We start from the raw sequence: 25843 nt of genomic DNA on the forward strand, positions 1-25843 counted from the left end.
ACGCTCGTCGCTTGCCTGTACCGAGTCCGATTCGTGCTCGAAATTGTGCTACACGATGAAAATTTCCCGTTCGCGACAATTCTATGTTCTGCCGAAAGCGCTTGCGCTCTTTTTACAGGTTGCCAAGGCTTACCGCTCTGCATATTGCTTCGCTGCTTGGATGGCCAGGTCGAAGGGCGTTGGGTCTTGGTCGTGTTCGCTCAAGAATCGGCGGGCGCCCAAGAGGCGGTCTTTCTCGCCCAATTTTCGCAAGGGGTCTGCGGCCGCGCGCTCGATCGGGTCTCGAAGCAAGGGATCGGCAAAGCGCGATAGCAGATCTTCGGCGTGGCTGCGCATCTCGATCGAATCGAACGAATAGGCGGCCAACAGTGCATCCTGAAGCGACTGCGACGCCTGGCGAGCCAAGGAGCCGATAACAGGGTCGGCCATCGCCTGATGAATGTAGATCAGCCCTCTTTCGGCGCCCAGATAGGCCAAGATCGCATGGACGCCGTTGTGAAGATAGAGCTTACGGCGAGCAAAGCCTTCGAACGGCGAGGCCAGCGTCAGGCCGGGCACACTGGGCAGCTCGCCGACGATCGCATCGGCATCGACCGGCAGGTAGGGGTATCGCTCTGCGCGGGGCACGGGCGGATCGCCGGGAAGTTCCTCGAAAACCATGCGGCTGACCACGCACCGGCAATAGCCGACCGACGCATCGGACAGGCCGACAGCCTCGCGCAAGATTCGGTCGGCATGGAGGTCGTTCTCACAGATCAAGATATTGAGAGGTCGTCCGTTCCGAGCTTGAATGCCAGGCGCAATCAGGCGTCCGGCCTCGGCTAAGTTGCGAACTCCGACGGAGGTGAAGAGCAGGCCGGCAGTCTCGATCAAACCTTGTGGCGAGCCGGATGCCCGAACCCCTTTGATCGTCTTTCGTTCTCCATCGACGAACTCGATCTCGTACTCGCCTCGGCGATTGAGCGCCTCGACGACCTCTTTTCTGGGTTCAACGAAGGCGATCTCCCAACCGCCTTGGTATAACAACTCGCCCAAGAATCCTCGTCCGATCTTGCCTGCGCCGAGGACGACAGCGAGCAACGGCCTACTCCTCCAATCGCTCTAGCGGCAGATCGTTGTCGTCTTCGGCGACGGCGACAAAGCCCTCGGGCCAGACCGGCCCATAGATCGCATGGGGCTTGGCATTGCGATAAGCCCAGCCTTGATCGCCGTACGACCAGTGCCAATACTCGCTCGGGTAGTTGGTGAGCCCGGCCGCCAGCAAAGCGTCGGACAGGATCGCCCGATTGCGGCGCGCGCGATCGGACAGGCCCTCGGCATCCATAGGAAAGGCGCGTCGGTCGAACATCTCGTAAGGCGATTGCATGTCGAGCGATTCGCCCTTCTCATCGACTAAGAAGAGATCGACCGCGCCGCCTGTCGAGTGGGGGGGTGGCACCTTGGGATGCAAGGGAGCGGCCAGTCGGTTAGCATGTCGCTTGATGCGCTGTTCCGACCAATCGGGATGCAACTCCTGCAGCCAAAGGATGACCGAGTTGTGCATCCGTCGCTGAATGTAGGACGGGCGCCAGCCTTCGGCAATAGCCAACCGTACGCCGTTCGGCATTCGACGGCAGGCCTCGTTCAACATGTCGGCCACAGCCTTGCGCACATAAGATGCGCGCGTGTATTTGAATCGCGGCTTGTCCCAAACCAGATCGGGGCAATGCTCGAGGTAGTTCACCATTGGCTCTCCGCATTCGACAACAGGGATGCGCCGAAGATCGGTTACCGGTTCTGCCGGTGAGATAGGCTTCATCGAGCGGCCGCCTGCAGCCGCAACCCGCGAGGAATAAAAAGCCTGTCCGCAGCGTCGAACAGCGTCTGCACGATCAGCGCCAGCGCGGCCGCCGGTATCGCGCCGGTCAGGATCATCTCAGGGTTGTTCAGCGTCAGGCCGATAAGGATAGGCTGGCCAAATCCGCCCGCGCCGACCAAAGCGGCGAGAGTAGCCGTTCCGACGTTGATCACCGCGCTCGTCTTGACTCCGGCCAAAATAGACCGCGAAGCCATCGGCAGATAGATCAGGCGCAATCTTTCAAACGGCTTCAAACCCAGCGCTTCGGCGCTCTCGCGAAGGGGCAAGGGGATGCTTTGCAATCCCGCCGCCGTGCTGCGAACGATGGGCAGCAGGCTATACAGGAAGAGCGCGGCGATGGCTGTGCGCTCGTTGATGCCCAGCCAGGGCGCCAGCAAAGCCAGCAGCGCCAGCGAAGGTATGGTCTGCACGACGCCCGTCATCGCAAAGATCGCCGAGCCGAATGCGCCGGGCTTGGCCGCCCAAACGCCTAAGGGCAGCCCCACGACGATCGCCAACAGCATGGAGAGCAGCGTCAATCGCAGATGCTCGATGCCTCTGGCCGGCACATCGCCCCAATGGCTAGTTCTTACCTTGGTCTTCTGGCCGAAATAGATCGCCGCCGCCTTGGCCGGGTCGCCTAATCGCTTGGCCTCTAAGTTCATATTGATCATCTGCGCATCGTTGATCGTGCCTTCCAGCGATTTGAGCGCCTTGATCAACGGCTCGGGCGAATCCAGACGATAGAGAAAGACGCCCAAGTAGAGCGGAAAGTAGTTGAGATCGTCTTCCAACACCACAAGCCCCATCTCCTGGATTTCGGCGTCGGTGGTATAGACCTCTTTCAAGTCGATCTGGCCGTCCTTCAAAGCCTGGTAGGCGATGGCGTGCTCCAGACCCTGTACGCTGTCGAATTTCAGGCCGTATCGTTCGGATAAACGGCGCCAACCGTCTTGACGCTCCAGCCACTCCAGCGTAAAACCGGCCTTTAGTTGCGGATGCGCCTTCAGGTCGCTGATCCGCTTCAGGCTGTAGCGCTCGGCAGTCTCCTTTCGCACGGCCAGGCCGTATCCGTCGTTGAATCCAAGGCTTTCGGTAACGCCGATGCCGATTTTCTGCAACTCGGCACGCATCTGGGCTAGGCTCATCTCGGCTTTAGACTTCAGGATTTCCTCTTTGATGGTGCCGGTGTAGTCTGGGTAGGCCGCGATCTCGCCTTGGCGCAAGGCTTGCCATAGGAGGATTGTGCCGCCGATGCCCTGGCGATGGTCGACTTCTAGCCCTTGTTGCTTTGCGGACGCTTTGGCGATCTCGGCGAGCACGTACGATTCGACGAACTTTTTAGAGCCGACGACCGGGTTCTGCGCGTATCCGAACGAAAGGGATAGAAGGCAGAGCAATGGGATGCGACTAACAGCCCAAGCCATAATTCTCTAAGAGCAGCGCAAGGTCGGCGTCATCGACGTAGCCGTCAAATGTAACGTCCGCCGGATGGTCGCCAAATTGCCCAAACGCCGCGAGCACCATCGCCAGATCGGTGTCGTCTACGCACCAATCGCCGTTCGCATCGCCCGGGAAGTATCGTTCGATCGTCAGTTCGCCCGAAACGAAAACGAGCGATCCCGCAACGTCCGATGGCGACAGAGCCACCTGATCGATGACGAAGCGCGCGAAGCCTTGATCGCTGATATCGATGCGAAATCGGGCATGCATTGCAATCGCGTTCGAACCAAAAACCGATGCGTTCAGCACGTCTACAGGAAGATGAAACTTCTTGTTGAGACAGATGCCGGCGATTACCGATTCCGAACCCGTGGCCAAGAATGGCAAGACTTGCTCGAACGGTAAAGGAGAAGGGAACATGGAGCCCAGAATCCCGCCCTGGCCCACCACAATGCTATCGTTTCGATAGCGATATTTGTAGGCGGGGTCCAGACGATGCGTTTCCGATCCGACCTCTTGGCGAAGTCCGTGCGATATTCGCAGGCCGGTCAGGTCGAGAGTCAATCGGTCTTGCGACCAGGCGTCGCAAAGGAGCATTCCAGAGCCTAGTAGAGCAAGGGATATTAGGATTCTCATACAAGATAATTGTCGGCCAACGCGCAAGCGAAAGTATAGCACGGATTCGGCAAACTAGGCGACTAAGCCGACGATCTTGCTCGCCGCCTCCTGCATCGTTTCGGCGGGAATGAGCGGGCTGCCCTGTAGCAAAGCGCGGCCCTCTTCGCTCCGGGTGCCGGACAGTCGCACGACGATCGGTACCGTTACGTTCATTGAGCTGAGAGCCTCTAAGATGCCTTTGGCCACCTCGTCGCCCCGCGTGATTCCGCCAAAGATGTTGAACAGAAGCCCTTTTACGTTCGGGTCCATCAGCACCAGTTCGACAGCTTGGCGCACTTGATCGGCCTTGGCGCCGCCGCCGATGTCTAAGAAGTTGGCCGGCTTGCCGCCCGCCCGTGCCACCTCGTCCAGCGAGCACATGACTAAGCCTGCGCCGTTGCCTATGATGCCGACATTACCGGTCAAGCGCACGTAGGCGATGCCCCGCTTTTGCGCCTCGGCCTCGATAGGGTCTTCTGCGCTCTCTTCTTGCTTGCCGGCCCACTCGGGATGGCGATAGAGCGCATTCTCATCCAATCCGATCTTGGCGTCGGCGGCGATCACTCGACCATCTTCGGTCAGCACGCAGGGATTGATCTCGACCAGGCTGGCGTCCACGGCTTCGTAGGTGCGGTAAAGGCTCTTGATAAGGCGTACGAGTTTCGGTTGGACGGATAACTCGAATCCGGCTTGAGTCAAGGCTTTTCGCACCTGGAAATCGGTTACGCCGATTGCAGGATCGACCGTTGTGGTCGCAATCGCCTCGGGGTCGGTCGCGGCCACCTCTTCGATGTCCATGCCGCCCTTTGTGCTGATCATGATCGCGTTGCGCTGGGCCGTGCGGTCGACCGTGATGCCGATGTAATACTCGGCGGAATAGGCGATCGCTTCTTCGATCAGGACGCGCTCCGCCACGAGGCCGGTGGGATTCTGGACGGAGATGAGCCGCTTGCCGATAATCTCTCTCGCGGCGGATTCGGCTTCTGAAGGCGTGTCGGCCAGTTTAATACCGCCTGCTTTGCCCCGTCCGCCCATCAGCACTTGGGCTTTAACGACCACCTTTCGTCCAATCTTCTCAGCGATGGCGCGCGCCTGTTCGGGCGTTTCGGCGACTTCGCCCTCGGGCGTGGTCGCGCCAAATTGTTGGATCAGCTGCTTGGCCTGATATTCGTGAAGCTTCATCCGATCTCTCCCTGACGCATGAGCCGAGATTCTACCCAACGGGTTGACAAGACCGCCCTCGGCTCGGTAGAATATGACCATCGTTAGCGCTCAAACGGTTTGAGCGCTAAAACCAAGACCCATTTCAGGAGGGATCCTTATGCTGAAACCCATAGGCGACCGGGTCGTAGTGCGGCCCAAAGACGCAGACGAAGTAACGAGCAGCGGAATCGTGCTGCCCGACACCGCCAAAGAGCGGCCCCAAGAAGGCGAAGTGATGGCCGTGGGCGCTGGCCGAACCTTGGACGACGGGCGCGTCGTTGCGCTGGAAGTCAAGGTTGGCGACAAGGTGCTCTTTTCCAAGTATGGCGGCACCGAATTCAAGGTCGGCGGCGAAGAGTACATTATTTTGCGCGAGGACGACATCCTCGCCATCGTTCAGTAAACAAGGAGGAAAAACGATATGGCTGCAAAGGACATTCTGTATAACGAAAGGGCGCGGCACGCCCTGGAGCGCGGCGTGGACACCATTGCCAACGCCGTCAAGGTCACATTGGGCCCCCGAGGCCGAAACGTCGTGCTGGAGAAGAAGTGGGGCAGCCCGACCGTCATCAACGACGGCGTAACCATTGCCAAAGAGATCGAGTTGGAAGACCGATTCGAGAACATGGGCGCCCAGTTGGTGCGCGAAGTCGCGAGCAAGACCAACGACGTAGCCGGCGACGGCACCACTACGGCGACCGTGTTGGCTCAGGCGATCTTTCGAGAAGGTCTGAAGGCCGTCGCGTCCGGCGCCAATCCGATCCAGGTTAAGCGCGGCATCGACAAGGCCGTGGAGGCCGTCGTCGAGCACATTAAGGGCGTGGCCGTGCCCGTAGAGGGCAAGGACGCCGTTCTGCAAGTGGCGACCATTTCGGCGAACGATCCTTCGATCGGCGAGAAAGTGGCCGAGGCGATCGACCGAGTTACCAAGGATGGCGTCATCACGGTTGAAGAGAGCAAGGGCACCCAGACCGAGCTGGAAGTGGTCGAGGGTATGCGATTTGACCGCGGCTACATCTCGCCCTACTTCATTACCGACGCCGAGCGAATGGAAGCCGTACTGGAAGATCCGCTGATCCTACTGTACGAGAAGAAGATCAGCTCTGCCCAAGACCTTCTGCCCGTTCTGGAGCAGGTCGTGAAGTCGGGCCGACCGATGGTCATTATCGCCGAAGATGTAGAGGGCGAAGCCCTGGCCACTTTGGTCGTCAATAAGCTTCGAGGCATCGCCCACACCGCCGCCGTCAAGGCGCCCGGATTTGGCGACCGCCGAAAGGCCATGATGGAGGACATCGCGATCCTGACCGGCGGCACCTTCATCACCGAAGATCTGGGATACAAACTGGAGAACGTTCAGCTGAACCAGCTGGGCAGCGCCAGCCGCGTGATCCTGGAGAAGGAGAACGCCACCATCGTTGGCGGCAAGGGCGAAAAGAGCGCGATCGACGGGCGCGTGGCCCAGATCAAGAAACAGATCGAGACCACCGAGAGCGACTACGACCGCGAGAAGCTTCAGGAGCGACTGGCCAAGCTGAGCGGCGGCGTGGCCGTGATCAAGGTGGGTGCGGCGACCGAGACCGAGATGAAGGAAAAGAAGTCTCGATACGACGACGCGATCCATGCGACAAAGGCCGCAGTCGAAGAGGGCATCGTGGCTGGAGGCGGCGCCACCCTGGTGAGTGCGATCAAGGCGCTGGACAGCGTGAGCCTGGAAGGCGATTCCAAGATAGGCGCCAACATCGTGCGCCGCGCTCTGGAGGAGCCCCTTCGACAGATCGCCCATAACGCGGGCGTCGAGGGCAGCGTGATTGTGGAGAAGGTGAAGACCCTGCCCGCTGGCCAAGGCTACAACGCCGTAACCGGCGAGTTTGTCGATATGGTGAAGGCGGGCATCGTGGACCCGGCCAAGGTTACGCGATCGGCTCTGGAGAACGCCGGTTCGATCGCCGGGATGCTGCTGACCACCGAAGCTCTGGTGGCCGAGCTTCCCGAGACCGACAAACCCGCTATGCCGACCCCCCCCGGCGGCGGAATGTACTAAAGAGTAGTTGATGCATGCCCCCCAGCCGTGCTAATGCGCGGTTGGGGGGTTACCTCTCAAGCCGTAATCCACTCAACGCTTTTCGATACCGCCGCACTCGCGGGTGTGGCGCCGTGCCGCGCGAACGGGAATCTCCAACTTTGTAGCACAATTCTGGGTACGAATCGCACCCCAGAACAACGCTAACATCCGCTGCCGAACGAGACCAGAACGATGGCCAAGTCGGTGTCGTCCACCACGCCGTCGCCCGTAACATCCTCGGGGCATCCCGTGCAGAAACTGCCAAACGACGACAGGACGCGAGCCAGATCGGTATCGTCCACGCATCCGTCCCTATTCACGTCGGCGCGCGGGTCGGCGGCCGTGCGCTGTACATTGCCGACGTTGTCGCGCGCAAAGACATAGAAAAGATAGAAGTTGCCCGGCGAGCCATTGAAGACCGCGCTTGTCTGGGTCGTCTGCTCCAACCAAACTTCATAGGGCGCGCCGTTCTCCGACACCAAGATCGTAAAGTCCTTCACGCCCGAGCCGTCGTCCTGGCCGGCCCAGTTCAACTCGATCGGCTGGTCGCCCAGTCCATGCCTCGGCGAAATTTGGCTGGTCGGAGGCGTCAAGTCAAGAGCGTTGATCCAAGTATTCGTTACAATCGTCTGTTCGCCATCGAACGTGATCGCGGCTTGATTCGCGTAGCTTGTAAGATGAGCGGGGTTCGCCCGCGGCTGTACCGAGAACGAAATGCGTCCTTCTCCGCGGCCATCTCTATCGACGTTGGGCGGCAAGAATCCGGCCAGGGGCGCAGTCGGCGGATTGTTGGTCAACGGATCGATGGTCCTAAAGAGCGTATGTAGCGTCCTCGAGCCGAAGTCGAGGCGAACCTCAATATCGACTACGAGGTTCGCATTATCCGGTACGATGTCGCCATTGGTAAGAGGCACTCGGACATAGCCGCCCTGCGTGCCGACAAGGTCGGTAACCAGCTGATTTCCAAACGCGATGTCGCCCATCTCAAAGGTCGAAAGGTCCAGATCGGGATCCAGCACATCGGTAATTCGGACTTCCTGCGCCGGAGCGGTCGCTGCAGGCAAGTTCTCAAAAAACACTGCGTAGGTCATGGTCCTTGGCGCAGGCAGCCATCCTTGGGCGCTAAATCCGATAGGACCGACCTTTTCGTTCGGATCGATCGCAACGACGATCGTGCTTTCGCCTCCTTGATTATCCTCGCCGCCTGTATTGCCTCCGGCGCCTCCTCCTCCTCCGCCGCCTTTGCTGCCGCCTGCTCCGCCGCCGCCCGCAATGGAGCCTTGAGAGCCGATCGACGGCGACATGCTGAGCAACGGGCCTAGCGAATAACTGGATCTGCTGTCGAATAGACTTGTTTCGTCTGAACTTGCAAGGCCGGTCGGTTCGACGCCTGACGTTTCAGCTCGCTCTCCGACTGGCTCTCTTGAGTCGGCGCGAAATCCATGTTGCGGCAAGATGGCCGAAACCAGGACAAGACCCAAAAGACCGAGGCAGGCTCGTTTCATGCGAATCGGATAGTGCGACGACTCCGCTATGGTGCGACGGCCCGAGCTTGCAACGTGGCCGTGCCAACCGTTGGGAAGTTAGGAACGACTGCCTCATAGACGGAGTTTAGATCGTCTCCGCTAATCCGAGTTGCATCGACGATCACATGGTCTCCCTGAAAGGGAACCATCCTCACATAGACCCTCCATGTTGACGGCACGTTCTTCGCTTCGATGCGAATGGTAACCGAAGTCGTGTCCTGAAAGATAATCGCGTTGGGATTCACATGTCCCGCTCTTGGGTCGGTGGAGACGTTGCTGGTTCCTACGCGAGCGATCGTAACAGATGGCGCCGACAGATCGGGGAAAATGGGCTGAATCGGCCCCAGAGAGGCGGCACAGGAACCGTGCCGTCCGTATAGCCTGCAGTGTTGCCTTCCAAGCGAACTCGGCCGGGTCTTACGTTGCCGCTATCGCTAGTAACAATATTGCCGGTGCCTATGATATGAAAGGCTTGAAGCCGCACAGCGCCGCCGCTGCCCCTATTAGAACTGTTGATGCCGCTGTTGTAGTACGCTTGGATAAGACCGGAGAGTCGCAGAGTTGTATTGGACGCTATTAAGATCGCGCCGCCCCCGCCACCTCCGGCATGTTGAGTTAGGCCAGCCCCTCCAGAGCCTCCGATTAGTGGGAAGACGCCTTCATTCCCATAGGTTCGGTTGTTGGGCGGCGGCAATACGCCGTAAACCCCAAAATGCTCATTAAAATGCCCGCCGCCCGGCCCAAGTCCAGCTGATGGCGAAGTGATGCCGGCACCCGATAGAGGCCTGCCTCCGCGAAAACCGCCCGGGCCAGGCTCCGCGAAACCCTGATTGATTGCGTCCTCCCCGTGAATGTTGATCCGTCCAGCGATGATGACATCTTCTTGTACAAGCCAAATCACAGGCGCTCGAGAAGGGTGATTTCGGAATGAAACGGTTACACTCGCCGGAATGTTTACCGATCGAAACTTGAACACAATCGCCCACTTTTCCGGATCGTATATCCCATTGCCGTTGCCCGGTGCATTCCATGCGCCTGTCGGCGCTAGAGAGAGAGATCGATTAGAATGTTCGAGGCGGGATTAAAGTCCCCGTCTGAGCCATCCGAGCCGTTGTTTAGTTGTGCAAACCCGAACGACGTTGCGAGCAAAACGACGAAACAAACGAGCGAGAAACGAATCATGACGCACCTCCGAACTTTCAGTTGTGGAGAATTCACCGAGAGCGAAGCCGATTCCTGTTAAGTTGTCGCAAAGGATGTGGATCGATCTTGAAACATCTAAGGAAACTCGCAATTATGCCTGAGTCGCCAGGCCTATTGGCCCGATGTGCCCGGCACAGTTGTCGGCTGAGGGTTGTAAGGAGGCGATAGGGTCGGCTGGTTCGGCTGTTGCCGATCCATTGGGATTGTATAACCCTCTGGGGCGCCCTGCACCCCATAGCCGTATCGCCCGGTCTGAGGATCTAACTGCACGGGCGGGGTTTGAGGCTGTACAGTCGCGCGCCGCTCGGTCCAAACGTCGGCGCCTTTATTCTGACCGGCCGAACTAGTCGAAGGCGGTCCGCCCAGGTTCTGCTCGCCCGGCGTTACCAAACCTTGATCGGGCACAAACGCCGATGTAGCCGGTTGGTCCGATTGCTGTGGCAATGGCTCGGGATCGCGCCGACCCGGATAGATGCCGACCGCCGGTCCGGGACCGGATTGGTTCAGTTCGCGCTTTACCCGTTCGTGCTCTTCCTCGGTCTGCTTGCGCAGCGCTTCTTCGCTCGTCTGGCCGCATCCAGCCAGCATCGCCAGCGCCCCGCACAGCCCGATCATCGCCAGTAGGCTTCTCATCTATCTACATTATGGCCGATGTTTGCCCCCATCGGCGTATAATTTTGACTATGGGGGATGCTCAAAAAGTTCTGGCCGAACTATGCCGACAGATCGCCGCGCTCGATTACGTCATCCTGAGCGAAGGCAACGCCGCGGCGAGAGAGGACGAGACGACCTTTTGGGTCAAGGCCAGCGGCGAACAAATGGCCAACGTCCAGACTGATTCGCTGGTCAAAGTTTCATTTGAGCCGTTGGTTCGCCTCCTGAGAGCGGGAGAAGACAGCGGCCCAGAGAGCGCATTGACCGAAGCCAACCAGACGCCCGAACGAGGCCAACCGTCCGTCGAAAGTTTTATGCACGCCGCGCTGCTGACCCATTGTGGGGCCAACTTTTCGCTCCATTCGCACCCGATCCCGATCTTGGCGCTGGCCTGTCTGCCCAATATCGAGCATATCGTCGTCGCCCGGCTCTTTCCCGATGACGCGGTCTTTTGCGGTCCGGCCACCTGCCTAGTGCCCTATGTCGATCCAGGACTGCCGCTGGCGAAAGAGATCATCAAGCAAGTCGATCGCTTCAAAGCCAAGCACGACGGCTGGCCAAAGGTTATCCTGCTCCAAAACCACGGTCTTATCACCTTGGGCCAGACTGCTAACGAGGCGATGGCGGCTCACCAGATGGCGGTCAAGGCTGCTCAAGTCTGGCTGGCCGCGCTCGCTGCTTCCGGCGATGTCGCCGCCTTGCCTCAGGACGAGGTGAAGCGAATCTTGTCCAGAGAAGACGAAAAGCGCCGGCAGAAGATGCTCTGGGGCGATTTGTGATCCTCCCCAAGACTTTTTGGCAGTGGCGTCTTTATGGCGCCGGGTTAGAAAGCCTGCGGCTTGAAGAGGTCGAGCTGCGACACCCGGGCGCGGGCGAGGTTCTGGCTCGAATCGATGCTTGTGGGATTTGTTTTAGCGATGTCAAAATTGTACGACTAGGCGGCGACCATCCGAGACTTCGCGGCCGAGACCTTAGCCGTCATCCTGTGGCGATGGGGCACGAGATCTGTTGCACGATCGTCGAAGCGGGCGGCGATGTGGCCAGTAGATTTCCCATCGGATCGCGCTGGACGGTGCAGGCGGACGTGTTTCACCAAGGTGTCGGCAAAGCGGTCGGCTATGCGCTGGAGGGCGGCTTTGGCGAGTATACGATTTTTGGCGAACCGGTTCTGAACGGAGACGAGGGCTGCTACCTGATCCCCGTTGCCGACAGTGTGTCGGACGAGGCCGCTGCGCTGATCGAGCCATGGGCCTGCGTGGCCGCCGCGTTGAGAATAGAACCCCGAACTGCGCCCAAAGAGGGCGGAAAAATGGCCATCGTCTGTGCCGAATCGCCACAAGCCGCTTATACGTTTTCTGGCTTGACGGGCCCAGTCGTCTATTCCGGCCCAGAGGGCGGTGTTCGATTCGATGTTCCGGCAATCACAAAAGAAAAATGGCAGGACAGCGCGCCGTTCGACGACATCGCACTCTTCGGAAATCTGCCTGACGAGACGATCATCGAAGCCCAGACCCTCCTCAATCGCGGAGGCGTCTTGGCCATCGTCAGGCACGGCGCAGTGTCGGGTCAATTAGACTTGGGACGCATCCACTACGACGGCATCGCCGTCTGCGCCACGACGAATTGGGACGCTCGCGAGGCCTATCGCCGCAATCGTTCGTCGCGATTAACGCCGGGCGGTCGGCTCATGCTCTTTGGCGCGGGAGGGCCGATGGGTCGGATGTTCGCCGAGCAGGCGCTGTCGTTAGATCGCCCCCCAACGCTCATTTGCGCGGTCGATCGACATCCCGACCGGCTGCGCGCGCTTAAGGAGTTCGTCGGCGATCGCGCTAGCCTCCGATTGATCGACACCAGCGACGCCGACTGGATCGGACAAGCCCGCTCTTTGACGAACGGTGCAGGTTACGACGAGATTGTCTACCTCTCGTCCTCTCCCGATTCGATCGCCGACGCTTGGTCGCTAATCGGATCGGAAGGCATCTTGAACCTCTTTGCGGGCATACCTAAAGGTCAGTTAGCGGACTTCGACCTAACGCCAATGCTGGCTCGGCACGCCCGAATCTTGGGCAGCAGCGGATCGACCATAGCCGACATGGCAGAGGTCGCCAGACTGACCGAAGCCGGAAGACTGTGTCCAGAGAGAATAGCCGCCGCTGCCGGGGGATTAGCCGCAGTCAAGGAGGGCGTCATAGCGACCGCCGAGCGTCGATATCCAGGAAAGATCGTGATCTATCCGCAGCAGCGAGATCGTCCTCTCAGATAAACCCATCAAGGTCGATGTCTGGAAGGTCGTCTTCGACCTGCTCGATGATCGACATCGTAAATCGCAATCGACCGCCAAACTCCTCTTTGGCCATCCGGCCGATCTCCAGCGCCTCGTCCATTTTGCCGCCCGCCAGCAAGGCAACCAGGGTCAGCGCATACAGATCGTCCAAGTTCTTAATCGCGGTCGCTTCATCGTGTCCGCTCATCCAGCCATAGCCGTTCACGGCGTCCCAGCAACGCCTGACCCAATGAATGCAACGCGCCTTTTGGCCGCTGTACCATTCAACGCCCACCATGCCCTTTAGGGCGCCAAAATGATCGCCTTTTAAGGTCAAGGCTTTTCGAAACCAAGAGCGCGCCTGCGCGTAGTGATCCAACTTGCATAAAGCTTCGCCCATGCGAACGATCGGTTCCGGGTCGTAAGGGCTCAAACGGCGCCAGGTGTCTAGATATTCGAAGTGCCGCTCGTCATCGTCTATGGCAGCCGTTTCGTCGGCCAAGCAGGCAAGCGCGATAATAGAGAGCTCTCTTGCCCGATCGACGATCAAGTCGTCGCCTATCAGGGTCATCGGCAGCGTGTTCTCCAACGCGCGCGCATACCATCCTCGATCGATCAGGCCTCGAGCTTCCTCGCATAGCGCCATCGCTTCAAAATGAAGCCGCGCGCGGTCGTGATCGATAGTTTCTGAGAGCAGATTGGCCGCGGCTAGCGCCGCCTTGCTCGGGGTCGACTTTGTCTTTGCCATAGTTTAGGGCGCCTCCGTTTATCCTGAGCGCCAGCGAACGTTCTGTCGATATTATGCATTACGAAGGCTCAAGTCCAAACGTTTCGGGGGCAGAGCCGGTAAACTTACAGACAGCAAGAGCAACCATGAAGCGATACTATATCACGACGCCGATCTACTACGTCAATAGCGATCCGCACGTCGGTACCGCATTGACCACCATACTGGCCGACGCGGCCAAACGGTTTCAGCTCTCTCAAGGCAGAGAGGTCATGTTTCTGACCGGCACCGACGACAACGCTCAAAAGAACGTCGAGGTCGCCGAGGCTCTGGGTCTGACTGCCGAAGCCTACACCGCGCAGATGGCCGACAAGTTTCGCAAGGTGTGGGGCGATCTGGACGTCTCCTTCGATCGCTTTATTCGCACGACGGAGGAATCGCACCATCGAACTGTACAAAAGGTGTTCAATCAGTTGCGCGATCAGGGAGACATCTATCAAGGCGTCTACGAAGGCTGGTACTGCGTTTCGGACGAGACGTTCTTCCCGCCGGCCAAGGTCGGCGAAGACCGGCTGTGCCCGAATCCCGAGTGCCGTCGCCCTCTGGAGCATCGACAAGAAGAGAGCTACTTCTTTCGCCTATCGGCCTATGGGGACCGGTTGACCGAATATATCCGATCGCATCCTGAGTTCGTTCAGCCCGACGCCAGGCGGAACGAAGTGCTGCGCTTCATCGAGGAAGGGCTGATCGACACGGCCGTATCGCGCAAAGACGGCTCTTGGGGAGTGCCGATCCCGGGCGAGCCGGGCAAGGTGGTGTACGTGTGGTTCGACGCGCTGATCAACTACCTCTCTGCAACCGGCTGGGCGGACGGCGGCGACGCATGGCAAGAGATTTGGCCGCCTGATCTACAGTTGATGGCTAAGGACATCCTTCCCCGGTTTCACGGCACGATCTGGCCGGCCATGCTGATGGCGCTGGACTTGCCTCTACCGCGCCAGCTCTTCTGCCACGGCTGGTTTCTGATGGAAGGCGAGAAGATTAGCAAGTCGAAGGGCAACGCGGTTCACCCCGAAAAGGCGATCGGCGATCTAATGGCGCTATCCGGCTGCGAGCGTCGGTTTGCGGTCGATGCGTTGCGCTACTACCTCTTGCGCGAGACGCCCATCGATTCGGATGGCAACTTCACCATCGCGGGGCTGCACCATCGATACAACTCCGATCTAGCAAACGATCTGGGCAACTTGACCCATCGTACGCTCTCCATGACGCATCGATATCTGGAGGGCAAGGCTCCCCAAGCAGCGGTCGCGCCGGTTATCGCAGAGAAGATGAAGGAGGCCGCAGAGCAAACCCGAGAAGCCTACGAAAAGTGCGACTTCCCCAGAGGTTTATCGGCCGCTTGGGAGCTAATTCGCGCCGTCAACCTCTATTACGATGCGGAGGCGCCCTGGAATCTGGCCAAGAACGGCGATCTTGCCGGCGCGGGCGCCGTTCTGTACAGCGGTTTGGAGGCATGCCGCGCGCTCTCCATTCTGGCGCGTCCCGTCTGCCCCAATGCCGCAGTCGAGATCGCCCGACAGCTTGACGTTCCGCACGATGCGCCTTGGGAAGACGCATCGAAAGTCGGTTGGATCCCGGCTGGCCATTCCGTCCAATCGCCCATGCCCATTTTCCCGCGGATCGATCCCAATCGCAAAACCGAAGCGCCTCAGGAGCCAGCAAAGGAAGCCAAAATGAGCAACGAGATCACCCTAGACGATTTTAAGAGAGTCCAACTCCGGATTGCCACCATCAAGGCGGCCGAGCCGGTGCCCAATGCCGATAAGCTTCTCAAGCTGACGCTGACCTTGGGCGACGAAGAGCGCCAGATCGTGTCCGGCATCGCAGAGGAGTATGCGCCCGATCAGCTTGTGGGCCGCCAGATAGCCGTTGTTACCAACCTAAAGCCTGCGACCATCCGTGGCGTGGTCTCCGATGGAATGTTGTTGGCCGCCGACGTTGACGGCAAAGCAATCCTGCTGTCGCCCGATAGCAATGTTCCCGACGGCAGCCCTGTGCGCTAACTATCGCTCAAAGGTGATCGACGCCTGCGCCCACCAGTTCGCCTGACCAGCGGTAAACGAACGGCCGCCCTCTATCAACAGCCATTCGTTGGCTTGATACCGCAATCCGGCCACAGTTACCGCTCCCGAACCGATTTCGGCGCTCTTGTCGTTCCACCCGTACAGCGCTACGAAGGGACGAACATCGCCGAGACCTGTGTATTCCGCCTGGCCGAACCCAAACCAAAATTCTGGCGCACCCGAGAGGCGCACCGCTTCGCCCGAAAGCGCGATAGGCCCAAGAGAAATCAGAGCGTCCGCTCCCGCAATCTGGTTGTGCGATGTGCCGTAACTGATTCCGTCGCCCCAACCGGCCGATACGCCCAGCGTTGCCGAATCGGTCGGAGCCCATTCCGCCCGCGCATAGGCGTTGCCTCGCCTTAGAGCCTCGTTTTGCACGAGCGCTATCGATACCTTCGCCTCGCCAATCGACGCATCGAGCATCGCGCCGGGCTTTGATTCGTACTGCCACTCCTGCAACCCGAACGGTATCCAAAACCGGCCCGCGGTCAATCCTGCGCTAGGGGACAAAGGCGCGCGAAGATAGCCCTCCACCAGTTGTCGAGCGGAAGCGACATCCTCTACGCGACCTAATCCGAGCGAACCGTAGGCCGTCCAGCCGTTGACCTCGGCGCGCATATAGACGAGAGACGGATAAGCCGTCTCTCGTCCAGCCCAAAAACCATGAAAGAAACTGCGATAGCCGGGAATGTCGCTGGCCCCGGCATAAAGCTCGGCGCCGACGTTGACTGTAGGTTGCGCCCATACCGATTGAAGCGTTACTACGGCTATGATCAAAGTTCTCATCTCAACACCTCAACGGCAATTATCGGCGTCCTGTTGCTCGGCTGTCATAATACGCATGTCTACAAATGAAGCCGACCTTGACCATCATAGCCGGACCGGCCCGGTCTGGCAAGACTTGGCATTGCATCGAGCGAGCGATCGGCGCTCGCTCTCCGACGCGGGTCGTCTTCCCGACATCGTCTGCCGCTGAGACGGCCCAAAGCGCACTGGCCGCATCCGGATACGAAGCGCCCAACGCCAGTTTTCAAGACTTTCTGGGCTTGATCGGCGACCTGGCCAAGTTAGAAGCAAACCTGCCTTTGGAGATCGATCCCGCGAGGCGAGCTGCGCTCTGTGGGCGCATCTGTCGGCTGGAACTGAAGTCCGATTCTTTCTTTGGCAAGGTGCGCGAGATGCCCGGCTTTCACGCGCGTCTCTGCCGATTCTTTGACGACCTGACCATGGACGGCTTGGACGCCGATGCCTTGGAGCTAGCCTCGGAACTAACCGCCAAGGGTCATGCGCCGCCGGAGCTTGGGCTTGACAAGGAGCCGATTCGCGACCATTGGCTGCTCAAGATGCGCGAACTGGCCAGCCTCTGGCGCGAGTATCGCAAAGCGCTGAAGGAAGGCGGGCGATGCGATCTGGCCGACCTCGTTAAGGCCGCGCACGAAGGAATAGAGAAGGCCAGAACGTTGCCTTTCGCCCAGTTGATTTTAGACGGGTTTGAGGGGTTGCGCCGAGTCGAAGCGGCCATCCTCAAGCAACTGGCGCTTCGGAGAGTTCGATTGGTCATGACCATTTTGGACGATCCCGATCGCCCGCGCCTCTTTGCCGTGTGCCAGCGGTTCTTGGCATCGTTGTCGCTCGACTTCGATCTCGACGTTCACTCTCTGCCGGCCAAGAAGAAAGGCAGTCAAGCCCTGACCCTCTTAGAGAGGCGCCTTTTCGAAAGCATTGAGCAGCCAGGCATGGTGGACGAGGCCGACGTTACCATCCTAGATGCGCCGAGCGTATTGGCCGAAGTCGAGAGCATCGTACGCACTGTCCGCAAGCTCATCGATTCAGGCGCTAAGCCAGAACAAGTCGCGCTTATCGTGCGCGAGCCGGAGCGATATCGACCATTCATCGATTCCCTTGCGGCAAGATACAGCGTGCCCATCAACGGATCGGCTCAGGAGCCGATCAGCCACAGCCCGATCGGCCGTCGCGCCGCAGAGCTTCTCGACCTGCTCACATTGCCGCTCACCAATCAGCGGCTAACGTCATGGTTTTCTTCGGCATTCTGGAATCTGTCGAGATCCGACCAAGCCGCCTTGAGACGAGCCTCCCGTCGATTGCGCAAGGGCGATGAGCTGACAAACGCAGTGCCCGAACGGTACGAAACGGCCAAGCAATACGCGCAACAGTTGTACGCCCATCGCAAAGCCTTCTTAGCGACTTCGCTGGGCGCGTCGCCGCCAGCCCGTATTTTCGACGCGTTTCAGGAGGCGCTGAAAGCGCTTCTGTTGGGCAAGACTCCTCACCTGGACCCCAGAGAGGCTGCGGCGAGCGAAGCGCTCCATCGCACAGCTGCCGCTCAGAGCGAGTATTTGCCGCCCATGTCGGCGCGCCAATGGTCCGAGGCCATGTCCAGGCTCTGGCGCGAGACGCGGTACGCGTACCAATTGGGACAGAGCGGCGTCCGCCTCATCAGCCCAGACGAACCCGATCTAGGGTCGATGGAGATCGCCTTCATGCTGGGCGTGAAGGAGGCCATCTATCCGAGAAGGGTGGCCGACGACCCGTTCTTGGGCGAGGCCGAGCGCGCCGCTCTGAGCCAAGCGATAGCAGGCAACCCGGATGCCTTTCCAGACCTTTCGCCTCGCTTCCATCTTCGGAATCGACAAGACCATGCCGATTTGGAGCGACTGCTCTTTTATCGTGCGGCGGCCGCGCCGAACAAGTCTCTCTGGCTATCCTTTCCTCGCGCGGACTCCGAAAGCGAGGAACTGGCGTCTTTCTTCATCGGCGACGTTCAGCGCGCGGTCGGGCCAGGCGGCTATCGAACTTTGTCTCTTCGCGTTGACGACATCTGTCCTCCAGAGTTTGTCGCGAACGACTTCGATGCTCAATTGCGCGAAGCGATCGAGAGCGACCAACTCGACCCGTTGCCCAGTTTTGCTCTACAGGATCCCGCCGCCCGAGACTTTATCGCTAAAGTAGACCGAATCTTCTCCGTCAGAGAGTTAGAAACGCTGGGCGCGTGCCCCTTTCGCCACTTTGCCCAACATCGCCTTCGGCTGCGCACCGAACGCTATGGTATGAGCATCGACCAGATCGGCGATCTGGCGCACCAAGCCATTCAGCGAGCCTACAAGAACCTGCCCCCCGAGGCCGACGCCGCTACGCGCGCCAAAGAATTGATCGAGGAGCTCGACCGACTAATGGCCGAATCGCCCTTGCCCGGCGAGGAGTGGCAGCTCATGCTCATCAAAGAGTATTGCGAGGAGCTCTTGCGCCTCCTGGCCGAGCGGGAATCGCTCTATCAGGAGCAGTTTCAGACCGAGCCTCTGGCTTTGGAATGGGCGTTCGGCATGAAACCTCGACCCGATATCGACCCCAGTTCTGTCGCGCCTCCGTTGGAAATCCGGTCGCAACACGGATCGGTCTTTGTCAGCGGCATCGTCGACCGAGTCGACCGAGCGGGCGATGCCATGATGGTGATCGACTATAAGCTCACAGGCTCGAGCAATCTGAACGACGACGCGGAGATGAGATCCCTGCAGCCCATCTTCTATTCCCGCGCCGTGCGGGAGAACCTGGGCGCCAAACAGGTCGTCTTCGCCTTCGATTCCCTAACCGAAGCCAAACGCGCCCGAATTGTGCCGTTCGAACTCTCAAAGCAGTTCAATCAGATGGATTGGGAAAGGCAATCTCGAGGCAGGTTGATCGAGCTCCGACCCAACATCCGGTTGAAATCCATCGAAACAAGAGCGGAACAGCATGTCATCGGATTGGTCCAGCAGCTCAAGAACGCGGAGATCGCGGCACAGCCTGGCGACCATTGCGCGCTCTGTCCGTACGGCGACTTCTGTCGGATGGCGCAGCGCTAGAAAAGGCTCTTTTGGCTGGCTTCTCGGCGCAGCAGCTCTCGCTTGACCTCTATACCGCCGCCAAAACCGGTCAGGCTTCCGTTCGAACCGATCACTCGATGGCATGGAATGATGATCGGAATGGGATTCTTGGCGCAGGCTTGACCGACGGCTCTTGCCAGCGTTGCATCGCCCAGCCGCAGCGCCAAATCGCCATAGGTGGCCGTCTCGCCGTAGGGAATCTCGATGAGCATCTTCCAAACGGCCTCGTGCATGGGCGGGCCATGGGTTACCAGTTTCAGGTCGAAAACCGTTCTTTGGCCTGCAAAGTAGTCGTCTAATTGCCGGCGGGCGTCGCTATCCGATTCGGGCGCATCGATCGGTTCAAAGAATAGACCGTACACGGCGCCCTGCGCGTCCAAGCTCAGCGTCCAAGGTCCAAACGGCGATTCATACCGATGCCGCGATATCGCTTCGATAGTAGGCCCCCTCAAAGTGAATCTTGCCTGCGGCTTCGTAAGCCGCTTTTCTGGCTTCAGTCAGTTCCGATCCGACGCCCACAATGCTCAATACTCGTCCACCGTTGGTTACAATCCGACCGTCCTTGCGCTCCGTGCCGGCATGAAAGATCAGAGCGCCCGGAACCCTTGCCGCCTCTTCCAAACCCTCGATCGGAAAGCCCTTCTTATACTCTCCAGGGTAGCCTCCCGAAGCGATGGTTACGCAAACGGATGCTTGACGCTTGACCGTAACGGAATCTTTTGGCAATCTCCCCTCTGCCGAACCTACTAAGAGCGGCAAGAGGTCCCCATCGACCAGCGGCATGAGCGCCTGAGTCTCCGGGTCTCCAAACCGGCAGTTGTACTCCAGCGCCATCGGCCCATCGTCGGTCAGCATCAACCCTGCGAAAAGAGCGCCCGCAAAAGGCTCCCCAGCATCCCGCATCGTCTTAAGAATTTGTTGCACGCAGGTCTCCAGACACTCCGCAGCAAGTTCGGCAGAAACATCGGGCAGAGGCGAATAAGCGCCCATGCCCCCCGTGTTAGGGCCGCGATCGTCGTCCAGCGCGCGCTTGTAGTCTCTGACCATAGGCAAGGCGGCTGCTCGTTCGCCGTCGCTGATAACGATCAACGACGCCTCGCGCCCTTCCAATCGATCCTCGATCACGATGGTATGGCTGATGGCCAATAGTTGATCGACCGCGTCTTCGGCATCGCCAAGGCTCTCCGGCACGATGACTCCCTTGCCCAGCGCAGGCACATCCGCCTTAACGACCTGCTTTCGGACGCTAAACCGCTGACGAAGATGATCCTTGGCCGCGCCGCCGTCTTGAAACGCTTTGCTTTCTGCCGTCGGTATGCCGGCCTTGGCCATTAGGCGCTTAGCCAGCGCTTTGCTGCCTTCGATCTGCGCTGCGCGCGCGGAAGGCCCAAACGCCAGGATGCGTTCCTCTCGCAACGCATCGGCCATTCCTGCGATCAAAGGCGCTTCTGGGCCAATGACGACTAAGTCGATACGCTCATCTTTGGCAAAACGGACGATGGAGGCGACCTCTTCGACCGCGATGATGACGCGCTCGCCCTCGCCGCCGCCGTTCCCCGGCGCAACGAAAAGTCGGTCGCAATCGCTGCTTTGGGCGATCTTCCAGGCCAAGGCCTGCTCGCGCCCGCCCGAACCAACGACCAGCAGTCTCATCCCACGCCCAGAGATTCGGCGGTGATGCTCCCAGCTTGCGCCTTCGCGCGGATCAGCTCTTCCAGCGTGTCCGACACCGGATCCAGCTTCTTCTCGTCGTGGCTGACCGCTAATCCCATTCTCAGCGCGCCGCCCGCATCGTAGCGAAGCTCTGCAAATTCGCCCGCTTGCACATCCCCCACATACCGCACGCCGGCCGGATTCTCCGGGTCGCCGCGCAGAATCATGCTGATGTCGTGCACATCGGACCAAAAGTACGGCACTCGGTCATAGGGTTCGTTCGCGCCCGCCATGTTCGCCCCAGCCGCTAGCCCCTGCCAGCGAGCGTTCAGATGATGCTCGATGTGCCAACGCTTGCCCATCGCAATATCTTCAAAGTTCGCAATGTCGCCGCAAGCCCACACGTTCGGATCGGAGGTCTGCAGGTACGAATCGACGCTAACCCCATGTTCGGGGCTTCCCTCTAGACCAGCGCCTAAAGCAAGTTCAGTGTTCAACGCGGCGCCGATCGCGACGACAACCGCTTTGGCAGGATGCTCGACGCCTTCCTCGGTGGTTACGACCAGTCCGCCGTCTCTCGCCTCGATCGAACTCGCCGCATCGCCCAAATGGAACGCAATGCCTAACTTTCCGAAGTGGCTCTTCAGGAATTCTCCCGTCTCCGATCCTGCAAATCGCGGCCAAAGGTGCGCATTGCGCTCTATCAGCGTGGCCGGAACGCCCAACTTGGCGCACGCCGCCGCCACTTCCATGCCAATGTAGCCGCCCCCTATGATGACCAACGGCTGGCTCTCGTGTATGGCTTGCTTGATCGCCGCGCTCTCTTCCAATCGCCTTAGATAGTACACGCCCGGCAGATTGCCGCCGTTCTCAAATCGCCTTGAACCCGATCCGGTCGCGATCAGAAGATTCTCATACTCGATCTCTCGGCCGTCTTCCAGCTGAACTCGCCGATGGGTTCGGTCGATCCGCTTAGCTTGGCATCCGATTATCAGTTCGATCTTGTTGTCGGGATAAAAATTGTCGAACTTGCTGTAGGCGTCGTCGAACTGCCACTCATCCTTGAACAGCGCAGGCTTCGAGAGCGGCGGGCGGTCGTAAGGGGGATGGTTCTCTCCGCAAACGATGGTGATCCCGCCTTCGGTATCGTGCTCGCGTATGGCCATCGAGCATGCGGGCCCGGAGACGCCGCCCCCAATGATCAGATATCTGGTAGAGAGGCTCATTATCGGCGATTCTACCTAACGCGCTTTCGCTCGGGCATGTGGGTGGCGATTGTAAAGAGCAGTGCCCCGGCTAAAAGTAGCACAAACGACTTTCGATACCACTCGAACAGCCACGGCTGGCAAAGCCCCACAATTCCCGCTAGGATCAGCACGACCGACAGCGGCTCTAAGTATCGTCTCATCGTATCGCCTCGGTCGATTCGGGGTCGAACAGGCAACTCCGTTCTGGCTCGAACTCGGCCCATAGCGGTTGCGAGATGCTCGGCAGGTAGCTGGGCGCGGTTCGCGCTTTTACAATCTGGTCGCCCACCTTGATGTTGACGATGTTTTCTGAACCCAGCGGCTCCACGACGTACACTTCGCACGGCACGGCGCCGTCTTTGGTCTCGGCGTGAAGCCGAATGTCCTCGGGGCGCACGCCGTAGATGCACGCCTTGCCCGGCTCGACTTGACCCAACGTGGAAGAGGAGAGATGCAAAGGGATCGGCGGCCCATGCTCGATCTCCAAGGATGCCTTGTCGGCCGAGAGAACGCCTCGTATGAAATTCATTGGAGGGCTGCCGATAAATCCGGCTACAAACAGGTTCTTGGGCGTGTTGTAGACCTCCATCGGCGTGCCGTCTTGTTGGATCTTTCCCTCGTTAAAGACAGCGATTCGGTCGCCCATAGACATCGCTTCCATCTGGTCGTGCGTAACGTAGAGGGTCGTCGCGCCTAGATCGGTCTGCAGCCGTTTGAGCTCCGCGCGCATGATCGTGCGCAATTGAGCGTCCAGGTTTGTCAACGGCTCGTCCATCAAGAAGGCCGCCGGACGCCGTACTATGGCGCGACCTAACGCCGCTCTCTGCTGTTCGCCTCCTGAAAGCTGGTTCGGTTTTCGACCGAGCAACCGAGCAATCTGTAAGGTCGCGGCAGCCTTCTGAACGCGCTCGTCCACCTCGGCCTTCGGCGCGCGCACGGCTCTCAGAGGAAAGGCCATGTTGTCGTAGACCGTCAGATGAGGGTAGAGAGCATACGATTGAAACACGAACGCGATGTCCCGATCGGCCGGTTGCAGTTTTGTAACGTCGCGGTTGTTGATCTCGATCCGGCCCTGCGTGGTCTGTTCCAGCCCGGCTACGCATCGCAAGGTGGTCGTTTTGCCGCTACCCGACGGCCCCAAAAGCGCCACAAACTCTTTGTCCTTTACATGAAGGTCGATGCCTGCGACGGCCACCACCTCGTCGTACTTCTTGACCAATCCATGGACGCTGATCGACCCCATTGAAGGCCAAGATTTCGCCGCGCTAACCCCGCTTCCTTTCGAGAGCAGTATAATCGACAGCCGTGTTCCGGTTTGAACTGCTTAAAGAGAGCCCTCAAAGCCATGCCCGATTAGGTCGACTGACCACTTCTCACGGCGAAGCAGAAACGCCCGTCTTCATGCCAGTGGGCACTCAAGGCTCGGTTAAGGCCATGACTCACGAAGAGTTAGAAGAGATCGGCTTTCAGATCATCCTGGGCAACACTTATCACCTGCACCTGCGACCAGGCGAAGAGTTGATCCAGCGTATGGGCGGTCTGCATCGCTTTATCGCATGGAGCCGCTCTATGCTGACCGACAGCGGCGGATTTCAAGTCTTTAGCCTTTCAAAAACTAGCAAGATCGACGACGACGGGGTCGAGTTCCGTTCGCACATCGACGGCTCGCTTCATCGCCTCACGCCCGAAAGCTCCATAGCGATCCAAACCGCGCTGGGCGCCGACATCATCATGGCCTTTGACGAATGCCCTCCATTCCCAGCCGATTATGACCAGGTAGCAAAGGCGGTCGAGCGAACCTACGCCTGGGCCAAGCGCAGCAAAGCCGCTTGGCAAAGCGAGAATCAAGCCCTGTTCGGCATCGTCCAGGGAGGCGTGCACGAGGAACTTCGCCAACAGAGTTTAGAGCAGATCGCCGGACTCGATTTTCCCGGCATGGCGATTGGCGGCGTGTCGGTCGGCGAAAGCACCGAGGATGTGCGCCGAATCACGCAGCACACGGCTCCTAAAATGCCGAAAGACAAGCCTCGCTATCTGATGGGCGTCGGTACGCCGGAGGATATTCGCCATGCGGTTTCGTGCGGCGTCGATATGTTCGATTGCGTGTTGCCGACTCGCTTGGGTCGCCACGCCGCTGCCTACACATCGATTGGCAGGATCAATCTCAAATCAGCCCAAAACGCCGAGTTAGACGAACCCATCGACCCGGCGTGCGAGTGCAAAGTTTGCCGCCGTTATTCCCGTGCGTATCTTTGCCACCTTTTCCGTGCCGCCGAGATCACGGCCTATCGATTGACGACTTACCATAACCTTTGGCATTACGCGCGGCTGATGGATCAGATACGAAGCGAGATCGCAGACGGAGCGCTCTAATCCTCTGAAAACTCGTCTGGCGATCGATAAACGCCCGTCAACTGCTTGACGATCTGGGAAAGGAGGTCGTTCAGCAAAGAGCTTGCTCCGAACCGAAACAGATCGGGTGTCAGCCAATCGGGCCCCAGCGTCTCGCGCACCATTACCAGATAGCGAACGGCGTCCTTGGATGTTCGGATCCCCCCAGCCGGCTTCATGCCCACTCGCCGACCGTGTCGATCGTAGAAATCGCGGATTGCCTCTAACATGACCAATGTAACGGGCAAAGTGGCCGCGGGCTGTACCTTCCCGGTGCTGGTCTTGATGAAATCGGCTCCGGCCGCCATCGCGATCTCGGAGGCTCGGCGCACACGGTCGTAGCTGCCCAATTCGCCCGTTTCTAAAATGACCTTTAGATGAACCTCTGAGCCGCAAATCTCCTTGGTGCGCACAATCTCGTCGTAAACCGTACCGTAATCGCCCGACAAAAACGCGCCGCGATTGATCACCATGTCGATCTCGTCCGCGCCCTGATCGACCGCGTATCGAACGTCTTCTTGACGCAGCGAGAACGGCTTTTGCCCAGCCGGAAAATCGGTCGCCACGGACGCCACCTTGACCGTCGAGCCTTCTAACCCGCGCTTGGCGACGGAGACAAACATCGGATAGACGCAAACTGCCGCTACCGGCGGAGCGGCGACCAACGACGCATCCGGCATCCCTGACCGCGGCTGATAGGGCCGAACGGCCTTGGCGCACAAACGCTGGACTTTGCCCTCAGTGTCCATGCCTTCCAGCGTGGTCAGATCGCACATCGCGATCGCCAGTCGCAAGGCGTACAGTTTGCTCTCTTTCTTGATGCTGCGCTTGCTCAGCCAGGCCGCCCTCGCTTCCAATTCGACCGCATTGATGGCGCAGCGCTGCTTGAGCGCCGAGTCGAGCGTCGGCTCTGCGGCTCCTCGTGACGGCGCGTCCAATCGGCTGGAGAGGCTCATGGCGGTTGATTATG

The 25843-nt window shown here is 59.3% G+C and carries 22 protein-coding genes and 2 pseudogenes; 7 read left to right on the forward strand and 17 right to left on the reverse strand.

Going from position 1 to position 25843, the window contains the following annotated elements; genetic code table 11:
- Positions 1-129: 129 nt before the first annotated feature.
- The 5 genes from HUU60_02690 to sucC form a co-directional block, all read right to left on the reverse strand.
- Positions 130-1080 (reverse strand): hypothetical protein, encoded by a 951-nt coding sequence (locus tag HUU60_02690; protein NUL81614.1) that lies wholly within the window; start codon positions 1078-1080, stop codon positions 130-132.
- A gap of 4 nt (positions 1081-1084) precedes the next feature.
- A complete protein-coding gene (locus tag HUU60_02695) occupies positions 1085-1798 on the reverse strand; it encodes a dipeptidase (GenBank protein ID NUL81615.1) in 714 nt (237 codons plus the stop codon).
- On the reverse strand, positions 1795-3264 hold the full coding sequence (locus HUU60_02700) for an ABC transporter permease subunit (protein NUL81616.1): 1470 nt from the start codon (positions 3262-3264) through the stop codon (positions 1795-1797). The genes HUU60_02695 and HUU60_02700 overlap by 4 nt, the downstream gene beginning before the upstream one ends.
- On the reverse strand, positions 3248-3877 hold the full coding sequence (locus HUU60_02705) for a hypothetical protein (GenBank protein ID NUL81617.1): 630 nt from the start codon (positions 3875-3877) through the stop codon (positions 3248-3250). The genes HUU60_02700 and HUU60_02705 overlap by 17 nt, the downstream gene beginning before the upstream one ends.
- 93 nt (positions 3878-3970) lie before the next feature.
- Positions 3971-5200, reverse strand: coding sequence for an ADP-forming succinate--CoA ligase subunit beta (sucC, locus tag HUU60_02710; protein NUL81618.1), 1230 nt, complete (start codon positions 5198-5200; stop codon positions 3971-3973).
- Between the two features lie 58 nt (positions 5201-5258).
- Between sucC and groES the strand changes: the two genes are divergently transcribed.
- Positions 5259-5543, forward strand: a complete 285-nt coding sequence (groES, locus tag HUU60_02715) for a co-chaperone GroES (protein ID NUL81619.1) — start codon at positions 5259-5261, stop codon at positions 5541-5543.
- An 18-nt stretch (positions 5544-5561) separates the two neighbouring features.
- Complete coding sequence (groL, locus tag HUU60_02720) at positions 5562-7181, forward strand: chaperonin GroEL (protein ID NUL81620.1); 1620 nt, start codon at positions 5562-5564, stop codon at positions 7179-7181.
- Between the two features lie 182 nt (positions 7182-7363).
- Here the strand turns inward: groL and HUU60_02725 are convergent, their stop codons facing one another.
- Positions 7364-8293 carry a hypothetical protein gene (locus tag HUU60_02725; GenBank protein ID NUL81621.1) on the reverse strand — a complete coding sequence of 310 codons (930 nt, stop codon included), beginning with the start codon at positions 8291-8293 and terminating at the stop codon, positions 7364-7366.
- Positions 8294-8384: 91 nt separating this feature from the next.
- On the opposite strand from HUU60_02725, the pseudogene HUU60_02730 reads away from it, so the two are divergent.
- A pseudogene (locus tag HUU60_02730) lies at positions 8385-8471 on the forward strand (LysM domain-containing protein).
- Between the two features lie 262 nt (positions 8472-8733).
- Here the strand turns inward: HUU60_02730 and HUU60_02735 are convergent.
- The 3 genes from HUU60_02735 to HUU60_02745 form a co-directional block, all read right to left on the reverse strand.
- Positions 8734-8973: a hypothetical protein gene (locus HUU60_02735; protein ID NUL81622.1), complete on the reverse strand. Its 240-nt coding sequence runs from the start codon at positions 8971-8973 to the stop codon at positions 8734-8736.
- A gap of 38 nt (positions 8974-9011) precedes the next feature.
- Positions 9012-9629: a hypothetical protein gene (locus HUU60_02740; protein NUL81623.1), complete on the reverse strand. Its 618-nt coding sequence runs from the start codon at positions 9627-9629 to the stop codon at positions 9012-9014.
- Positions 9630-10042: 413 nt separating this feature from the next.
- A complete protein-coding gene (locus tag HUU60_02745; protein ID NUL81624.1) occupies positions 10043-10564 on the reverse strand; it encodes a hypothetical protein in 522 nt (173 codons plus the stop codon).
- A 679-nt stretch (positions 10565-11243) separates the two neighbouring features.
- Between HUU60_02745 and HUU60_02750 the strand changes: the two are divergent.
- Positions 11244-11510 (forward strand): annotated as a pseudogene (locus HUU60_02750) (hypothetical protein).
- A 1330-nt stretch (positions 11511-12840) separates the two neighbouring features.
- Here the strand turns inward: HUU60_02750 and HUU60_02755 are convergent.
- On the reverse strand, positions 12841-13596 hold the full coding sequence (locus tag HUU60_02755) for a hypothetical protein (GenBank protein NUL81625.1): 756 nt from the start codon (positions 13594-13596) through the stop codon (positions 12841-12843).
- A 125-nt stretch (positions 13597-13721) separates the two neighbouring features.
- Between HUU60_02755 and metG the strand changes: the two genes are divergently transcribed.
- Positions 13722-15641, forward strand: a complete 1920-nt coding sequence (gene metG / locus HUU60_02760; GenBank protein NUL81626.1) for a methionine--tRNA ligase — start codon at positions 13722-13724, stop codon at positions 15639-15641.
- On the opposite strand, the gene HUU60_02765 is transcribed toward metG, so the two are convergent.
- A complete protein-coding gene (locus tag HUU60_02765) occupies positions 15642-16487 on the reverse strand; it encodes a hypothetical protein (GenBank protein NUL81627.1) in 846 nt (281 codons plus the stop codon).
- Between the two features lie 65 nt (positions 16488-16552).
- Here HUU60_02765 and HUU60_02770 point away from each other — a divergent pair, with 65 nt between their 5' ends.
- The gene (locus tag HUU60_02770) at positions 16553-19561 is read left to right on the forward strand and encodes a PD-(D/E)XK nuclease family protein (GenBank protein NUL81628.1); all 3009 of its coding nucleotides are present in this window, start codon (positions 16553-16555) and stop codon (positions 19559-19561) included.
- Here the strand turns inward: HUU60_02770 and HUU60_02775 are convergent.
- Genes HUU60_02775 through HUU60_02795 form a run of 5 tightly spaced genes read right to left on the reverse strand, consistent with a single transcriptional unit; the run spans position 19558 to position 23725 of the window.
- Positions 19558-20019 carry a methylated-DNA--[protein]-cysteine S-methyltransferase gene (locus HUU60_02775; protein NUL81629.1) on the reverse strand — a complete coding sequence of 154 codons (462 nt, stop codon included), beginning with the start codon at positions 20017-20019 and terminating at the stop codon, positions 19558-19560. The genes HUU60_02770 and HUU60_02775 overlap by 4 nt on opposite strands.
- Positions 19991-21235: a phosphoribosylamine--glycine ligase gene (gene purD, locus HUU60_02780; GenBank protein ID NUL81630.1), complete on the reverse strand. Its 1245-nt coding sequence runs from the start codon at positions 21233-21235 to the stop codon at positions 19991-19993. Before purD ends, HUU60_02775 begins: the two co-directional genes overlap by 29 nt.
- Positions 21232-22461 (reverse strand): FAD-dependent oxidoreductase, encoded by a 1230-nt coding sequence (locus HUU60_02785; protein ID NUL81631.1) that lies wholly within the window; start codon positions 22459-22461, stop codon positions 21232-21234. The genes purD and HUU60_02785 overlap by 4 nt, the downstream gene beginning before the upstream one ends.
- An 11-nt stretch (positions 22462-22472) precedes the next feature.
- Positions 22473-22643 carry a hypothetical protein gene (locus HUU60_02790; protein ID NUL81632.1) on the reverse strand — a complete coding sequence of 57 codons (171 nt, stop codon included), beginning with the start codon at positions 22641-22643 and terminating at the stop codon, positions 22473-22475.
- A complete protein-coding gene (locus HUU60_02795; protein NUL81633.1) occupies positions 22640-23725 on the reverse strand; it encodes an ABC transporter ATP-binding protein in 1086 nt (361 codons plus the stop codon). Before HUU60_02795 ends, HUU60_02790 begins: the two co-directional genes overlap by 4 nt.
- A gap of 62 nt (positions 23726-23787) precedes the next feature.
- On the opposite strand from HUU60_02795, the gene tgt reads away from it, so the two are divergent.
- Positions 23788-24855, forward strand: coding sequence for a tRNA guanosine(34) transglycosylase Tgt (gene tgt / locus HUU60_02800; GenBank protein ID NUL81634.1), 1068 nt, complete (start codon positions 23788-23790; stop codon positions 24853-24855).
- Here the strand turns inward: tgt and deoC are convergent.
- Entirely contained in the window at positions 24852-25829 is a 978-nt protein-coding gene (deoC, locus tag HUU60_02805; protein ID NUL81635.1) for a deoxyribose-phosphate aldolase, read from the reverse strand. The genes tgt and deoC overlap by 4 nt on opposite strands.
- Between the last annotated feature and the right edge of the window lie 14 nt (positions 25830-25843).

Source organism: Armatimonadota bacterium, assembly GCA_013359125.1.
Taxonomy (GTDB): Bacteria; Armatimonadota; Fimbriimonadia; order Fimbriimonadales; family GBS-DC; genus JABWCR01.